15 protein-coding genes are annotated in these 15,816 nt (G+C 44.0%); 9 read left to right on the top strand and 6 right to left on the bottom strand.

Annotated features, from left to right (window positions below; all coding sequences use genetic code 11):
• Positions 1–381 precede the first annotated feature (381 nt).
• The 3 genes from H6G32_RS18410 to H6G32_RS18400 all read left to right on the top strand — a co-directional run bounded on the left by H6G32_RS18410 (position 382) and on the right by H6G32_RS18400 (position 2,834).
• Complete coding sequence (locus H6G32_RS18410) at positions 382–1,059, top strand: response regulator transcription factor (RefSeq protein WP_010997804.1); 678 nt, start codon at positions 382–384, stop codon at positions 1,057–1,059.
• Positions 1,060–1,733: 674 nt separating this feature from the next.
• Positions 1,734–1,982: a 4-Cys prefix domain-containing protein gene (locus H6G32_RS18405; protein ID WP_242046644.1), complete on the top strand. Its 249-nt coding sequence runs from the start codon at positions 1,734–1,736 to the stop codon at positions 1,980–1,982.
• Positions 1,983–2,024: 42 nt separating this feature from the next.
• Positions 2,025–2,834 carry an Rpn family recombination-promoting nuclease/putative transposase gene (locus tag H6G32_RS18400; RefSeq protein WP_190460833.1) on the top strand — a complete coding sequence of 270 codons (810 nt, stop codon included), beginning with the start codon at positions 2,025–2,027 and terminating at the stop codon, positions 2,832–2,834.
• A 146-nt stretch (positions 2,835–2,980) separates the two neighbouring features.
• On the opposite strand, the gene asnS is transcribed toward H6G32_RS18400, so the two are convergent.
• Positions 2,981–4,372, bottom strand: a complete 1,392-nt coding sequence (asnS, locus tag H6G32_RS18395; RefSeq protein WP_190460831.1) for an asparagine--tRNA ligase — start codon at positions 4,370–4,372, stop codon at positions 2,981–2,983.
• A gap of 2 nt (positions 4,373–4,374) precedes the next feature.
• Positions 4,375–4,737: a hypothetical protein gene (locus H6G32_RS18390; RefSeq protein ID WP_190460829.1), complete on the bottom strand. Its 363-nt coding sequence runs from the start codon at positions 4,735–4,737 to the stop codon at positions 4,375–4,377.
• Positions 4,738–4,831: 94 nt separating this feature from the next.
• Between H6G32_RS18390 and H6G32_RS18385 the strand changes: the two genes are divergently transcribed.
• Entirely contained in the window at positions 4,832–5,101 is a 270-nt protein-coding gene (locus tag H6G32_RS18385) for a DUF6439 family protein (protein WP_190460828.1), read from the top strand.
• Between the two features lie 40 nt (positions 5,102–5,141).
• Here the strand turns inward: H6G32_RS18385 and H6G32_RS18380 are convergent, their stop codons facing one another.
• Positions 5,142–5,591, bottom strand: coding sequence for an ATP-binding protein (locus tag H6G32_RS18380; protein ID WP_190460826.1), 450 nt, complete (start codon positions 5,589–5,591; stop codon positions 5,142–5,144).
• A gap of 410 nt (positions 5,592–6,001) precedes the next feature.
• Positions 6,002–7,384 (bottom strand): 23S rRNA (uracil(1939)-C(5))-methyltransferase RlmD, encoded by a 1,383-nt coding sequence (rlmD, locus tag H6G32_RS18375; protein WP_190460824.1) that lies wholly within the window; start codon positions 7,382–7,384, stop codon positions 6,002–6,004.
• A 306-nt stretch (positions 7,385–7,690) separates the two neighbouring features.
• Between rlmD and H6G32_RS18370 the strand changes: the two genes are divergently transcribed.
• From H6G32_RS18370 to H6G32_RS18350, 5 genes are all read left to right on the top strand, one after another.
• Entirely contained in the window at positions 7,691–8,176 is a 486-nt protein-coding gene (locus H6G32_RS18370; protein WP_190460823.1) for an allophycocyanin subunit alpha-B, read from the top strand.
• Positions 8,177–8,932: 756 nt separating this feature from the next.
• A complete protein-coding gene (purL, locus tag H6G32_RS18365; RefSeq protein ID WP_190460820.1) occupies positions 8,933–11,296 on the top strand; it encodes a phosphoribosylformylglycinamidine synthase subunit PurL in 2,364 nt (787 codons plus the stop codon).
• Positions 11,297–11,767: 471 nt separating this feature from the next.
• A complete protein-coding gene (gene purF, locus H6G32_RS18360; RefSeq protein WP_190460818.1) occupies positions 11,768–13,255 on the top strand; it encodes an amidophosphoribosyltransferase in 1,488 nt (495 codons plus the stop codon).
• Positions 13,256–13,436: 181 nt separating this feature from the next.
• Positions 13,437–13,691: a hypothetical protein gene (locus H6G32_RS18355; RefSeq protein WP_190460816.1), complete on the top strand. Its 255-nt coding sequence runs from the start codon at positions 13,437–13,439 to the stop codon at positions 13,689–13,691.
• A gap of 137 nt (positions 13,692–13,828) precedes the next feature.
• A complete protein-coding gene (locus H6G32_RS18350) occupies positions 13,829–14,395 on the top strand; it encodes a Uma2 family endonuclease (RefSeq protein WP_190460815.1) in 567 nt (188 codons plus the stop codon).
• Between the two features lie 4 nt (positions 14,396–14,399).
• On the opposite strand, the gene H6G32_RS18345 is transcribed toward H6G32_RS18350, so the two are convergent.
• Both H6G32_RS18345 and H6G32_RS18340 read right to left on the bottom strand, forming a co-directional pair.
• A complete protein-coding gene (locus H6G32_RS18345; RefSeq protein ID WP_190460814.1) occupies positions 14,400–14,681 on the bottom strand; it encodes a hypothetical protein in 282 nt (93 codons plus the stop codon).
• An 18-nt stretch (positions 14,682–14,699) separates the two neighbouring features.
• A complete protein-coding gene (locus H6G32_RS18340; RefSeq protein ID WP_190460813.1) occupies positions 14,700–15,746 on the bottom strand; it encodes an ABC transporter permease in 1,047 nt (348 codons plus the stop codon).
• Between the last annotated feature and the right edge of the window lie 70 nt (positions 15,747–15,816).

The following is a 15,816-nucleotide window of genomic DNA, read 5'->3' as shown; positions in this document are numbered from 1 at the left end:
TCCTTTGCCAAAAACTTCCCCGGTTTATAGTGAACCTCTGATAGAGGCTTAACATCCGAAGGATATGGTATGGCAGTAAGCTTTAGGAAAGCGCGGGTTAGTCTTGAGCTAGGGTCATCTTGAGCCAAAACTTAACTTGTGAAGCAGAAGGATTATGATTTAATCAGCGTTTTTTAGCCCGCACCTTTCAAAGCAATATATAATAGCGCATTATAATTACTGCTGCTCTACGTATCCTTACTGGACTTTTGCCATCGAGCTACTAAAAATTCTTGAAAGTGGCCTCCACTTCTAAGACTCCGAGGTAGCAAAGGCGAGTTAGGTGGGAAAAAACACAACATCTCAATAATCCACCAAAGAGGATAACTATTCAAGACCTTGATGGACCGAAGCGCGACAAGTGCCACTGCTATGAAAGAGCCCAGCATGAAAGATCACAAACGACTTCTATTGATTGACGATGACCCTAACCTCATCTTGCTGGTGAAGGATTACTTGGAATTCCGGGGCTATGAAGTCATCACGGCGGAAAATGGACGAGAAGCTCTGGAAATTCTAGAACATGATGTTCCAGACATGATCATCTGCGACGTGATGATGCCGGAAATGGACGGATATACTTTTGTAGAACAAGTCCGGCAAAACGAACGCACTAGTTGGATTCCCGTTCTTTTCCTTTCAGCTAAGGGACAAAGCGCAGACCGAGTTAAAGGTCTCAATAAAGGTGCTGACGTATATATGGTCAAGCCTTTTGAACCAGAAGAACTCGTAGCGCAAGTAGAATCCTCACTCAAGCAAACCATCCGTTGGAAAGAACACCAAGCAAAAGGAGGAGAAAACGGTTCTCGTATCCAGGTTCCCTTCGATGTGCAGCTAACCCCAACCGAACTGAAAGTAGTACAGTTTGTAGCTAGGGGTTTAGCTAACCGGGAAATTGCTGAAGAATTAAATGTCAGTCAGCGTACTGTTGAAAGCCATGTGTCCAATATGTTGGGCAAAACCAATCTCCACAACCGTACTGAACTAGCGCGGTGGGCAATTGAAAATCAAATGGCTTAAATACAGTTCTGAGTTCTGAAGTTCTGAGTTTTGAGTTATGGCATCTTAACTCAAAACTCAAAACCAGCAATGGTTACCATCATCTTCTCTGCCCTTAAGTGTGGAAACCAATAAATTATGCATTGTGAAGCCAAGCATGAAATTTCATACTTCATACTTCACAATTCATCATTTATTAAGATAGTCCTTGCTGCATGATTCTGGCAACTGTACAATCTCGTACAAATTTCCTAGAAAACCTAGTACCTAGGAAATCTACCAGTATTCGGCGTGGGTTATCTATCATCGGTATTCCCTTACTGACACACCGCAGCAATTAACCCCTGATTGTCAATACAGCAAATTGCAACTTGGTGAGGTACAGATTATCGTAAGGGCACAACATTGTTGTGGCCCTACCCGTGTACTTCATTTACCTGAAAAATGCTGTATGTTGCAGTGTGAAGCTGGGATCAAGATAAAATTTCTGGCATCGAGATTGTATTCAGCGCCGGATATCACCAGAAAATAGAACTGCATAACCCCTAACCCCCTCTCTACTTGCGAGACGGGGTTAGGGGTTATATTAATTTGTCAGCGGTTGAGGGAATTCTATTAATAGAACCTGAGAAATTTTTGTTCAGAAGCTTAAGTATGAATAAAAGTAACTTTTTTAGAGTATTGATTTCTATGTAATGACTTATTGTATAAATCCCCATTGTCCAAAACCTGTTGACCCAGCAAATGCAAATAATCGTATTTGTCGTAACTGTGGGTCAGAATTACTTCTGCAAAACCGTTATCGAGTCCTCAAACAACTAGACCAAGGTGGTTTTGGGAACACTTTTGAGATTGACGACTGGGGAAAAACTAAAGTTTTAAAAGTTCTAACTGAGAAGAACCCCAAAGCCGTTGAACTGTTTCAGTATTTACGCAAGAAGTAGTAAATTGAGAAAAATGCCAGATACAATTTCTTTAATGCTGCCATGTATGACAATATTTGTAAATTCATTGCCGAAAACTTCAAGGATGATTTAGCAACTTGGTTACTAGGTTCACCAATTAAATTAACAGAACTAAGTCCTACAGAATTATCAAACGAACCAATAAGAGCCGATTCATTAATATTATTACAATCTGATGATTTAGTTCTACATACTGAATTTCAAACCGATGCTGATGAAGATATCCCCTTTCGGATGTTAGATTATCGGGTGAGGGTTTATCGCCGCTTTCCTAACAAAGAAATGCGCCAAGTAGTAATCTATTTACGAAAAACAGGTTCAATATTAGTCAATCAAAATAGCTTTAGATTAAACAACACTTATCATGAGTTTGAAGTAATACGCCTGTGGGAAGAACCGACAGACAAATTTATGAGTATTCCAGGTTTATTACCCTTTGCCGTGCTAAGTCAGACAAATGATCCTACAATGGTATTAAGCCAAGTAGCGCAAGCAGTTGAAGCAATTACCGATGAACAGCTACAAAGAAATATAGCTGCTGCCAGTGGAATTTTAGCAGGTCTGGTGTTAAAGAAAGATGTAATTAGGAAGATTCTAAGGAGTGAGATTATGCGCGAATCAGTGATTTATCAAGAAATCCTAGAAGAAGGCGAAGCCAAAGGTAAGGCAGAAGGCGAAGCTAAAGGGAAAGCCGAAGGGAAAGCCGAAACAACAAGAAAGTTGGCTTTAAATTTGTTGCGAATTGGCATGAGTTTAGAGCAAATTGCTCAAGTTACTGAACTATCTATTGAGCAAGTTCAAGTTTTACAAAATGAGATTCAAGAAGCTTAACTTTAACAAAAGGAGTAGGGCTTAACGGAAATAAAACAGCAAATATGGGGTATAGTTTCCCTTCTTAAAAGTCGGAAGTCGTGCGTTAGGGAACGCACGCTACGTAGGATGCGTAAAGAAACGCATCCAAAAAGCATGAACAGAAGCTAAAAATCGGCGTTTTGGGGTGTGCGGGGGAAGGGGATGACATCGCGGATATTTGCCATTCCTGTGATAAATTGCACCAGGCGCTCAAAACCCAAACCAAAGCCAGCATGGGGAACGGTACCATAACGGCGCAAATCTAGATACCAGGATAAATCTTCAGGGTTCATCCCTTGGGCTTGGATGCGGCGTTCTAAAACCTCTAGCCGTTCTTCCCGTTGGGATCCGCCGACAATTTCGCCAATTTTCGGTGCGAGTATATCCATTGCGCGGACGGTTTTTTCATCGTCGCTCAAACGCATATAAAAGGCTTTGATTTGCGCTGGGTAATCTGTGACGATGACCGGCTTTTTAAACAGTTGTTCAGCTAAATAGCGTTCGTGTTCTGATTGTAAGTCTAAGCCCCAACTGACAGGATATTCAAACTTGAAATCTGCTTTTTCTAAAAGTTTGATGGCTTCGGTGTAGGTTAGACGCTCAAATTGATTGTTGATGATGTTTTCGGCTGTAGCCAACACGGTATTATCAATGCGCTGATTGAAAAATTCCATGTCTTCTGGGCAGGTTTCTAAGACATATTTAAAGATGTGCTTGAGAAACTCTTCAGCTAAATCCATATCGCCTTCTAGGTCACAGAATGCCATTTCTGGCTCAACCATCCAAAATTCTGCTAGGTGGCGGGAGGTGTTGGAGTTTTCTGCACGGAAGGTAGGGCCAAAGGTGTAGACGTTAGTAAACGCCATTGCCATAATTTCGGCTTCTAGTTGACCGCTAACTGTTAGGTATGTGGGTTTACTAAAAAAGTCTTGGCTGTAATCAATTTCTTGATTTTCTGTGCGGGGTACATTCTTTAAATTTAAGCTGGTAACGCTAAATAATTCTCCTGCGCCTTCGCAGTCGCTAGCGGTGATTATGGGGGTGTGTACCCACAAAAAGCCTCTTTGTTGGAAAAATTGGTGAATGGCGGTGGAACAGGCATTTCTGACGCGGAAAACGGCTCCAAAGGAGTTGGTACGCGATCGCAAATGGCCGATGGTTCGCAAAAACTCAAAGGAATGGCGTTTCTTTTGCAGGGGGTAAGTTTCGGGATCAGCTTCACCGTGGACTTTCAACGATTCTGCTTTCAATTCAATTCGCTGTCCTTTACCAAGGGATGCTACCAGTACCCCTCTTACCTCGACTGAAGCACCTGTATTTAGTTGTTTGGTGATTGCTTCGTAGTCTGGTAAATCCTGATTGATGACGGCTTGCAAATTAGCTAGGGATGAGCCGTCGTTGAGTTCAATAAAAGCAAACCCTTTCAACTCCCGTTTTGTCCGCACCCAGCCTTTCACCACGAGAGACTCATCAGGTTGACCACTGAGCAATATTTCTGCAATCCGTCGATTTACCATATTTATCCAGTACAGGACTTTAAGATCCAGCCTATAATAACGCCCAATCCACCAAAGCGGACGACTTGCCAAAAAGGTCTCTTGAAGCTACCCCAAGAAAATAATTGGCTTTCTAAGTTTATTTCTAGCACTTGCAACTGCTGTTGAATGTGCCTTAGCTCTGCTTTAATTTCTGGCGTCTGGTACTGATGTTGCTGCAATTGGTGGCTGTGTTGTTGCCATTCTGCCTTTTGCTGGCGATCGCGTTGTACTTGAGCATAGCGTTCTTTCAATGCTACAAGCGATCGCTCTACTAACTCCAGTTCTTGTCCCAAATCTGGCTCTGGATGTTCCCCTTGGGGTTGCGTTTCTTTAGGCGGCTTCATTGACAAGTAGTAAACTAAGACTAATAGTCATTTGTCATTTGTCATTTGTCATTTGTCAAGATTTTGACTCATAACTCAGCACTCAGGACTTAGTATGCCGCTTCACACCAGTCAACTGAATGAATTAACTAATCTGGAATTAGCCCAAACCCTTATGGAACGGCTAACCATTTCCCCTAATGATTGGCATCGTCTTAAATCTAACCGCAATTCCCGCGCCAGTGAACAAGTAGCTGCTGCTCTAGTGTTTCTGCTCAAGGATCAGCCACAAGAAGCGATCGCTAGATTAGAACAGGCGGTTGGTTGGCTTGATCGCTCAATTTCTGCCCCTCCCTGTCCGTCTCATGGCGAGCATAAGCGATAGTTCAAGGGGGAGAGGACAAAAACTCCCCACCTTCCCCTCTTCACCGCCGCAGAGATAACCTGGGGCGGGTTTCTAGTTGCTTACAAAGCCTTAATTCTGTACCTTTACGGTTCCACTCTACCTGATCGAAAATTTGGTGGAGAAGACATAGACCACGTCCACTTTCTGCCTCATCTGGTGGCAAATAATGTGTAGGGTCGGTAACGCTATCAGATGAGGGAGTAAAACCGCTCCCTTGGTCTGAGATGATCCACCAATATTGATTATCTATTAAGGAAAAACGTACTACTACTAGTTTACTAGGATCTAGATTATTGCCATGCTTGGCTGCATTAACTAAGGCTTCTTGAAGCCCTAGCCGCAATTCTGATTGTAATTTGGCGGGAATCTCTGCCAATAGTAAATCTAATATTGGACAAAGATAGAGAGTTGAGGCAAAACTAATTGTTCCCCAATTGCGTCCAACTGGACGGAGCGAAATGGTAATCACAAGAGAAACCCCATAGCTTTCAGTTAGCTAGACATCAGTTTGCTGTCACAGGCACCCTGATAAAAATTGAGGTGGTCATGCTGCCTTCAAACTTGCGTCTTTAAAACTAAATTGTGAAAATGCTAGGGAGCATTGACTCTGTTTATAAGTTTAGATTGCTTGGACATAAACATGGTTGGATAAACTTGCTAATGCAGTCAGGAAGCTGAAACTGCTCGGAATTTGCAAGAGCGTTATTATACTCTGTTGTGCGCCGATTTTTAATTTAGACAACCCAATTCATATTTTTAAGAGCCGATGCAACTTCAATTTCTTTAAACAAAATGAATTTCTATGTTAGATTAATTTGATTTTAGCATTATTGGTATCCACTCTTCCTACAAATTTACAATTTGAGTTTTTGTAAAGTACTAAGCACCCTTGTCGAAATCTGATAGCACAAGAAAGGCAGCAGCTTCGACGTGAGAGGTTTGGGGGAAAAAGTCAGCGGGTTGTACCCGTGTAAGCTTGTAGAGTCCCTCTGCACAAAGTAATTTGAGATCGCGGGCGAGGGTGGCTACTTTACAACTGACGTAAACTATCTGAGATGGTTTCAACTTTCGCAAAGTTTCAATTACAGCGCGATCGCACCCCTTGCGTGGCGGATCTAGTAGTACCACATCTGGTATAGTGCCCAGATTTGGGAGAATTTTCTCCACAGCCCCGACTTGGAAAGTCACATTCTCAATTCCATTGTGTTGGGCATTAAAAATTGCCTGTTCCACCGCGGCTGATTGTAATTCTAAGCCCGTAGCCAGGCGTACTTGCTTGGCTAGAGGCAAAGTTAAAGTCCCAATACCACAGTAGGCATCGACTAGCACTTCATGGCCTTGAAGATTCAGTTGTGACTGAATTACCTGTAACAGTGCCTCTGCGGTTTCTGTAGAAACCTGAAAAAACGTATCTGGGCGGACAAGAAATTCCAAGTGACCGAATTTTTCCCGCAGATAGGGAACTCCAGCAATGCAACGAGTTTCCCTGCCAAAAATGGCATTTGTGCGATCGCCATTTCGATTCAGTGACACTCCCACCAAATGGGGATAGCGCTTTAACCACTCTTGTGCTTGGGTTTCAATTCCTGGTAACTTCCAGTCTTTCACCACCAACGTCAGCAAAATTTCTCCTGTGCGTCGGCCAATGCGTAAACCGAGATGGCGGATTTGCCCTTGGTGACGACGTTCGTTGTAAATTTGCCAACCTTGCCGTTGGATATCCAGTTTAACTTCCGCTAGTATTGGATTTAAGCGAGTATCTTGTACTGGGCATTGATTCAAGTTAATTAATTGGTGACTACCTTTTTGGTAGTAACCAGCTTGTACCTGACCAGTGGCGGAGATGTCAAGGGGATAGGTAGCTTTATTTCGATAACCCAGAGGTGAGGCAGCTACCAGCACCGGATCTACTGGCGGTTGAAGGAAACCACCAATGCGTTCCAAAGCTTGGATCACTTGATTGCCCTTGGCTATTAGCTGGTAATTATAATCAATCTGCTGCCATTGGCAACCACCACATTTATCAGCCACAATGCAACTAGGGCGGATACGATGAGGGGATGGTTGCAATATCTGCTGGAGAATGCTGTGGGCATATTGCGGCAAAACGTGTACCAGTCGGACAATAACGCGATCGCCAGGTACCGTATCCGGGACAAATACGACGCGATTATCCCAACGTCCCACACCCTCGCCAGTATCACTCAAGTCAGAAATCGTAACTTCGATTAATTCACCCTGTTGCCAAACTATATTAGTCATCGGTCATTGGTCATTGGTCATTGGTCATTGGTCATTGGTCATTGGTCGTTGGTCGTTGGTCGTTGATCATCGCCCTATCTATCCATCTTCTCATAACCGCAAACAGGTAAATTCAATACCTGACACAACACCGCAGAAATAAAGCTAATATTCAAAATAGACGAAAAGCTTATGACGTAAGCTTTTTTTATTTTTCATTTTTCATTTTTCATTCCGCCAAGCGGTACTGGTAGCTTGTCGCTCTTCACTTGTGTACCTCAGACTCGCTAAACTAACAAATAAGATTTCGCGTGATTGCAATAAATTATGACTGTAATTAGCCAAGTTATTCTCAAAGCTGACGATGAACTCCGTTATCCCAGCAGTGGCGAACTCAAGAATATCAAAGACTTCTTGGAAACAGGTGTACAGCGGACGCGGATTGCCGCTACCCTAGCTGAGAACGAAAAAAAGATTGTTCAGGAAGCAACCAAACAACTGTGGCAGAAGCGTCCTGACTTTATCTCACCAGGCGGCAATGCTTACGGAGAGCGCCAGCGTTCTCTATGCATCCGTGACTTTGGCTGGTACTTACGCCTGATTACCTACGGCGTCCTTGCTGGTGACAAAGAACCAATTGAAAAAATTGGTTTGATTGGCGTGCGGGAAATGTACAACTCACTCGGCGTTCCCGTCCCAGGAATGGTAGAAGCAATCAACTCCCTGAAAACAGCCTCCCTTGATTTACTGAGTGCAGAAGATGCTGCCCAAGCAGCACCCTACTTTGACTACATCATTCAAGCGATGTCTTAATACAAAGCCTGTCCTACTCATAGGAGTAGACTTCCGATCTACCGGATGGTGTACCAGACATGAGCACTCGATATCGATAAAATTCCTAATTTGATCATACCCTCCCCACATTTGGTAATGGCTATGGCAGAATATCTGTCAAGTTATTAACCAGTTGTGGGGAACTTTTATCAGGATGTTAGGGTCTAATGCCCATTCGTCTACTACACCTAGCTTATGTTTCAGTTCGGGTGGAAATCCCCGTAGGAAAGAGTCTTCAATTTTTAATTTTTAATTGTTCATTGTTTGTCACTGACGAGGACAGATGACAAAAAGCCGACAGTCTTGTGAAAGGCTGTCAGCGATTAGTGTGTTCCCTATTAATGACTCGGCTAGAGTTCAGTTGCTTGCAATTATGCCAATTTGCCAATTTTTGGGAGACGATCTCAATCATAAATACTTGTGATTGTCATCACTTAAGGGTTACAGGCAAACTATATTTACATAACGTAATTTATCTATATACAAAGATACATGATTGTCATGGCATCAGAAACTGTACTATCACCTAGGGTGGGCCGAGTACCCATTACGGAGCACGGGAGTTTCGCCATCGCTTTTTATGGGTTGAAGTTGAAAATTGCAATGGCGCCAAGGGCAAATCAAGGCATATCGCCACCTTGCAGACTCCTAGCATTATCTGCATTTCCATGATTACATTTAGGGCGCAAGTAAATCGATAGAATAATGCTCTATACAACTTGGTGCATTATTTCCATGACCGCCACCACAAGAGATCCGTTTTCCCCCCAAGAAATCGCTGCCGAAGGTTTAAAGCCAGAAGAATACGCAGAAATTGTTAGACGGTTAGGACGCCATCCCAACAAAGCTGAACTGGGAATGTTTGGGGTGATGTGGTCAGAACATTGCTGTTATAAAAATTCCCGACCTTTACTCAAACAGTTTCCCACCACAGGGCCGCGCATCCTCGTGGGGCCCGGTGAAAATGCCGGCGTTGTAGACTTAGGCGACGGACTGCAACTAGCCTTTAAGATTGAATCCCACAACCATCCCTCAGCTGTTGAACCTTTCCAAGGTGCTGCCACAGGAGTAGGAGGTATTTTGAGAGATATCTTTACAATGGGGGCGCGTCCCATTGCCCTCTTAAACTCCCTGCGCTTCGGTTCCCTAGAAGATGCCAAAACTCAACGGCTGTTTACTGGTGTGGTAGCTGGCATTAGCCATTATGGTAATTGCGTTGGGGTGCCCACCGTTGGCGGCGAAGTTTATTTTGACCCTGCATACTCTGGTAATCCCCTAGTGAACGTCATGGCCCTGGGATTGATGGAAACGCCGGAAATTGTCAAATCAGGGGCAACTGGTTTAGGAAACCCGGTGCTATATGTCGGTTCTACCACTGGACGCGATGGCATGGGAGGGGCAAGTTTTGCTAGTGCAGAATTGAGTGATGCATCAATAGATAATCGTCCCGCTGTGCAAGTGGGTGATCCATTTTTAGAAAAGTCGTTAATTGAAGCTTGTCTAGAAGCCTTCAAGACAGGGGCTGTTGTCGCCGCTCAAGATATGGGGGCAGCTGGTATTACTTGTTCTACCTCAGAAATGGCTGCTAAAGGCGGTGTGGGGATTGAACTGGATTTAGATAAAATTCCGGTGCGGGAAATGGGGATGGTGCCTTATGAATACCTGCTTTCGGAATCTCAAGAAAGAATGTTGTTTGTTGCCCATAAGGGAAGAGAACAGGAGTTAATCGATATTTTCCACCGTTGGGGACTGCAAGCTGTTGTTGCTGGTACTGTGATTGCTGAACCTATTGTGAGGATTCTGTTTCAAGGTGGCGTCGCTGCGGAAATTCCTGCTGATGCTTTGGCGGAGAATACGCCGCTATACCATCGGGAGTTGTTAGCCGAAGCGCCAGAATATGCCCAAAAAGCTTGGCAATGGACGGCTGATTCTTTGCCTGCTTGCACTGCTGGAGGCATTGAAATTGGAGGAAGTTGGCAAAGTTGGAATCATATTTTATTAACTTTGCTAGATACCCCGACGATCGCATCTAAAAGCTGGGTTTATCGCCAATATGACCATCAAGTGCAGAATAACACTGTAATTCTCCCAGGTGGCGCAGATGCAGCTGTAGTCCGCTTACGCCCCCTTGAAGGAATTCAAAATTCACAATCGGGTGTGGCGGCTACGGTAGATTGTAATCCTCGCTATGTTTATCTTGACCCCTATGAGGGCGCTAAGGCAGTGGTGGCAGAAGCCGCCCGCAATCTTAGCTGTGTGGGTGCTGAACCTCTGGCGGTGACGGATAATTTGAATTTTGCTTCTCCCGAAAAACCGATTGGTTATTGGCAGTTAGCTGAGGCTTGTCGCGGTTTAACTGAAGGTTGTCTGGAATTGGCAACTCCGGTTACTGGGGGGAATGTCTCTCTGTACAATGAAACTTTTGATTCTCAAGGCAATCCTCAACCGATTTATCCGACTCCTGTTGTGGGGATGGTGGGGTTAATTCCTGATTTAAGCAAAATTTGTGGACAAGGTTGGCAAGGGGTAGGTGATGTAATTTATCTTTTGGGATTGCCTTTGGCATCTCCAACCCCAAATCTAAAATCTAAAATTGAATTGGGCGCATCAGAATATTTAGCCACTATCCACGGCATTGTTGCGGGTAAACCGCCACGGGTGGATTTTGACTTAGAACGTAGAGTACAGTTCGTCTGCCGCGAGGGTATTCGTGCTGGTTGGGTACGTTCAGCCCATGATAGTTCTGAGGGAGGAGTGGCTGTTGCTTTAGCCGAATCTTGCCTTGCTGGTAATCTCGGTGCTGTGATTAATTTAGAAATATCGGCAAATCAGCCACAACGCTTTGATGAACTGCTGTTTGGCGAAGGTGGTGGGAGAATTTTAGTTTCTGTAGCGTCAGCACAACAAGAAATTTGGGAATCCTACTTACAGGAACATCTAGGAGCAGACTGGCATCAGCTGGGTGTAGTTGCTAATCCTGACTTGGGTATGGCAATTTTAACCGCTGATCACCAAAGCTTAATCAAGGTTAGCATCGACCAGATGAGCGATCGCTATTCCCAGGCGATCTCTAGACGTCTAGCTATCCACACCAGATAAGTATTGCTGTAGTGAGTGTGGGGTGTACTGCTGAGTCGAGACTAGTGATTAGTGCTGAGTTGATTCTAAGAGGTTGTTTGAAAAGCATTAGGCGAATATAATTCGCTACTACACTAGCATTGTCCACCTCCGTGGACTAACGCAAAATCAAGGGTTTTCTAACCCACGGAGGTGGGTTTTGTCTGTGTAGCCAAGCCACTGCGTTGGGCGGCTCCGCCGACTTGAAGCATGTGGCGCGCGACTTATAGTCGCCAGGGCTAGTAATAAATTAGACTTTTCAAACATCCTCTAAATAAATACAACTCACCACTCACCACTCACCACTCACCACTCAATATTCACAATAATTAACATTACCGAGCAGAAATACAGTACTGTTTTAATGGGTGGTTAAAGTCTTGTTAAGAATTCTGCAACTATCCATCGACATAGTCCCAGTGACTTGACACCCCCACCAGGAGCAAAGCTAGCATGATTCCCATTCATTCCGTCACTTCGGATGATCTCCCCCAACAGATCAATAGTCTGGAAAATCGTCCAGACAAACCAGAAGAGGCTTGCGGTGTTTTTGGTATCTACGCACCAGGACAAGACGTTGCTAAACTAACCTACTTCGGATTGTATGCCCTCCAGCATCGGGGTCAAGAATCAGCTGGGATTGCCACCTTTGAGGGTACACAAGTACACCTGCACAAAGACATGGGCTTAGTGTCCCAAGTTTTTAATGAAACCATCTTGGCTCAGTTGCCTGGTAGCCTAGCTGTTGGTCACAATCGTTATTCAACTACCGGTTCGAGCCGTAAAGTTAATGCCCAACCAGCTGTAGTTGAAACCCGCTTGGGTTTATTAGCACTTGCACATAATGGTAATTTAGTCAATACAGTGCAACTGCGGGAAGAGTTACTCAAAAGTAACTTTAACTTAATCACCACAACAGACTCAGAAATGATTGCTTATGCGATCGCTCAAGAAGTCAACACAGGTTTAGATTGGTTAGAAGGTTCTATCCGGGCGTTTCACCGCTGTCAAGGAGCTTTTAGCTTAGTTATAGCCACCCCCGACGGCGTCATGGGAACCCGTGACCCTAATGGCATTCGCCCCTTAGTAATCGGCACTTTACAGGGTAATCCAGTCCGTTATGTTCTGGCTTCAGAAACTTGCGGTTTAGACATTATTGGCGCTGATTTCTTGCGGGATGTCGAACCAGGGGAGTTAGTTTGGATTACCGAACAAGGTTTATCCTCCTTCCGCTGGAACCAACAGCCCCAGCGGAAATTGTGCATCTTTGAGATGATTTACTTTGCCCGTCCTGATAGCCTCATGCACAACGAGAGTTTATATAGTTACCGGATGCGGTTAGGGCGGCGAATAGCACAAGAATCTCCCGTAGATGCCGATATGGTTTTTGGTGTTCCTGATTCTGGGATACCTGCTGCCATTGGATTTTCTCAAGTATCCGGTGTCCCCTATGCTGAAGGACTGATCAAAAATCGCTACGTTGGGCGAACCTTTATTCAGCCAACCCAAACCATGCGCGAGTCGGGCATCAAGATGAAACTCAACCCCCTCAAAGATGTGTTGTTCGGTAAAAGAGTGATCATTGTAGATGATTCTATTGTCCGGGGAACCACCAGCAGAAAACTGGTTAAAGCCTTGCGTGATGCCGGCGCAGCGGAGGTACACATGCGAATTTCTTCCCCCCCTGTAACTCACCCCTGCTTCTATGGTATCGATACAGATACCCAAGATCAGCTAATAGCAGCCACCAAGTCAGTAGCAGAAATTGCCAAGCAACTAGAAGTAGATAGCCTCGCTTATCTCAGTTGGGAAGGAATGCTAGAAGAAACGCGAGAAGACACCAATAGTTTCTGTTCCGCTTGCTTCACTGGTGATTACCCTGTAGCGATTCCTGAACAGGTGAAGCGTTCTAAGTTGATTTTAGAAAAAGTTGTGATTTAGGTAATTTTTCCATCTTGTGGGGTGGGCTTTTCTGCCTGCACCACAAGGTAAACAATAAAATTTGAATGTGAAAATATATTAAGAGTCTGAAGATATCCAACAGACTCTTAATTGTGCTGGTGCGGTCATTAACAATAGATGATAATAGGAATATCTAAGAACCTTACCCAAAATAACAAATATGACGATTGTTGTTTCCCTCAGTCCTGAATTAGAAGCAAGATTGCGTCAAAAGGCTGTACAGCAAGGACAAGATGTTAGTTTGCTTGCGGCTGAGTTATTAACCACAGTCTTAGAGTGGGAAATACAAGACTCAGAAGAGGCTATAAAGGGCATTCAACAAGGTTTAGATGATTTTGAAGCTGGTAGATTTAGTTCATTTCATGAGTTTGCCCAAGAACAACGGCATAAATATAACTTGCCAGCAGGTTCATGAAATACCGTCTTGAAATTTCAAGTATAGCCCAGGCTGAGGCTGATAATGCTTTTCTGAGATTGTCTAGCGAATGTAATATATTAAGCTATATCAAGTTAATAGGTTAAAATAATCAAATCTCCACACATCAATGCTTTATGAACCAGCCGACAACAGAAAGAGTGCGCTGGACAACCGCCGATTTAGAACTGTTTCCCGATAACGGGAATCGCTATGAAATTATCGACGGAGAATTATTTGTGACAAGAGCGCCTCATTGGAATCATCAAAAAGCCTGTGTCAGAACTACCACCGCTTTAGATAATTGGTCACAAACTACAGGTTTAGGAGAAGTCGTACCGGCTCCCGGCATCATTTTTGGCGATAATGATAATGTGATTCCTGATGTCGTCTGGGCTAGTAATCAGAGGCTAGCTGAAGTATTAGATGACGCGGGACATTTGACGGCTGCACCGGAATTGGTAATAGAGGTGCTATCTTCCGGTATTGAAAATGAAAAGCGAGATAAAGAACTTAAACTTAAACTTTATTCATCAAGAGGAGTGAGAGAATATTGGATTATAGATTGGCGTAAACAACTCTTAGAAGTATATCGCCGAGAACAAGGGATTTTAAAATTAGCTGCCACCTTGTTCAAGGATGATGAATTGACATCACCGATTTTACCTGGATTTACTTGTGCGATCGCATCCTTATTCAGCTAAAAAATTAACTATGTTGCAAAAACTCAACCTTGGGTAATAAAGGATCAGTAACAATCCCCACACCGCTAAAACCCCAGCGTTTGACCAAATTTCCCACCTGTGTACCTGCAATCGATTCTACAGCAAAGCGATTTGCCACTTCAGCCGCGTGGGTGTTGAGATAGCTTAAGGCGTCGTAGTTTTCACGAAATAGCAACAAATAGCCAGATGCTTCAGCATTGGGACGAGCTGTGAGATAACGACCATCAGATTGAGATCGCACCAAATAATAAACTTCAGACAGCATGAGACTAATAACCAATGACTAATTCAAATCTTCCAGACGAATACGCGGATCGGCAGCTTTCAGCAGCAAGTCAGCAATTAAGTTACCAGCAATCAGTAACACAGCGCCCATAAGTAAGCTAGCCATTAACAAATATAAATCTTGTGCTTGTACAGCCTGTAAAGCCAACCTACCTAAACCAGGCCAGTTAAAGTAAAATTCGGCAATAAATGAGCCGCTTAATAAACTAGCTAATTCAAAACCCAATAAGGTAATTAAGGGATTGATCGCGTTGCGGAGAGCATGAACATAAATTACACGATTTTCTGGTAATCCTTTAGCGCGGGCCGTTTGGATATAATCTTGACGCAGCACATCGAGTAATTCGCCGCGAGTAATCCGTTGCAAACCAGCAAAGCTAGTAATTGATAGGGCGATAGTCGGCAAAATCATGTGCCAGCCGACATCTAGGATTTGGCCAAACCATGACAGTTCTGTATAATTGACGCTAGTCATGCCGCCTATGGGGAATAAAGGCGAGGTAATTTGAGCAAAGACCAGCAGAGCTAGGGCGGTAATGAAACTAGGTAAACCTTGTCCGGCGTAGCTAATCACCTGTAAAACCCGGTCAAATAACTTATTTTGATTGACAGCGGCCATGATACCTAAAGGGATAGCGATCGCCCATGTGGCAATTAAAGATGCGATCGCTAATAGCAAAGTCGCCGGTACTCGCTCCCATAGCAGCGACGCAACCGAGCGTTGGTAAACAAAACTTGTGCCAAAATCCCCCTTAGTAAAAATTCGCCACAACCACAGCCCAAACTGCTCTGGCCAAGACTTATCTAATCCAAATTGCCGCTTAATTTCCTCAATTCTCTCCGGGGAAATCTTCGGGTTTTGCCGCAGCGTGTCTACATAATCTCCTGGAGCCAGTTGAATAATGAAAAATGACAACGCCGAGGCTAACAACAAAGTCAATAGCGCCTGCAAAAGCCGCTTCCCCACATAAACAAAAGTCTCGCTCGTCACCAGCTTAATCAGCCAATCCCAGCCTGTCTCCAAGGAAATTTTCGTAGATGTCATAGCAGTTTGTCAGTTGTCAGTTGTCAGTCCTCAGTTGTTAGTTATCAGTTTGGCAAAACCACTGACGACT

Source organism: Cylindrospermum sp. FACHB-282, from assembly GCF_014697195.1.
Lineage (GTDB): Bacteria > Cyanobacteriota > Cyanobacteriia > Cyanobacteriales > Nostocaceae > Cylindrospermum.
Note: the sequence above shows the minus strand (reverse complement) of the source record. Positions and strands in the feature narration are given on the sequence as shown.

What these genes read in the sequence shown, in the direction of transcription:
- H6G32_RS18410 (WP_010997804.1), top strand. Translation starts at nt 382, where the DNA reads ATGGACCGAAGCGCGACAAGTGCCACTGCTATGAAAGAGCCCAGCATG.
- H6G32_RS18405 (WP_242046644.1), top strand. Translation starts at nt 1,734, where the DNA reads ATGACTTATTGTATAAATCCCCATTGTCCAAAACCTGTTGACCCAGCA.
- H6G32_RS18400 (WP_190460833.1), top strand. Translation starts at nt 2,025, where the DNA reads ATGTATGACAATATTTGTAAATTCATTGCCGAAAACTTCAAGGATGAT.
- asnS (WP_190460831.1), bottom strand. Translation starts at nt 4,372, where the DNA reads ATGGTAAATCGACGGATTGCAGAAATATTGCTCAGTGGTCAACCTGAT.
- H6G32_RS18390 (WP_190460829.1), bottom strand. Translation starts at nt 4,737, where the DNA reads ATGAAGCCGCCTAAAGAAACGCAACCCCAAGGGGAACATCCAGAGCCA.
- H6G32_RS18385 (WP_190460828.1), top strand. Translation starts at nt 4,832, where the DNA reads ATGCCGCTTCACACCAGTCAACTGAATGAATTAACTAATCTGGAATTA.
- rlmD (WP_190460824.1), bottom strand. Translation starts at nt 7,384, where the DNA reads ATGACTAATATAGTTTGGCAACAGGGTGAATTAATCGAAGTTACGATT.
- H6G32_RS18370 (WP_190460823.1), top strand. Translation starts at nt 7,691, where the DNA reads ATGACTGTAATTAGCCAAGTTATTCTCAAAGCTGACGATGAACTCCGT.
- purL (WP_190460820.1), top strand. Translation starts at nt 8,933, where the DNA reads ATGACCGCCACCACAAGAGATCCGTTTTCCCCCCAAGAAATCGCTGCC.
- purF (WP_190460818.1), top strand. Translation starts at nt 11,768, where the DNA reads ATGATTCCCATTCATTCCGTCACTTCGGATGATCTCCCCCAACAGATC.
- H6G32_RS18355 (WP_190460816.1), top strand. Translation starts at nt 13,437, where the DNA reads ATGACGATTGTTGTTTCCCTCAGTCCTGAATTAGAAGCAAGATTGCGT.
- H6G32_RS18350 (WP_190460815.1), top strand. Translation starts at nt 13,829, where the DNA reads ATGAACCAGCCGACAACAGAAAGAGTGCGCTGGACAACCGCCGATTTA.
- H6G32_RS18345 (WP_190460814.1), bottom strand. Translation starts at nt 14,681, where the DNA reads ATGCTGTCTGAAGTTTATTATTTGGTGCGATCTCAATCTGATGGTCGT.
- H6G32_RS18340 (WP_190460813.1), bottom strand. Translation starts at nt 15,746, where the DNA reads ATGACATCTACGAAAATTTCCTTGGAGACAGGCTGGGATTGGCTGATT.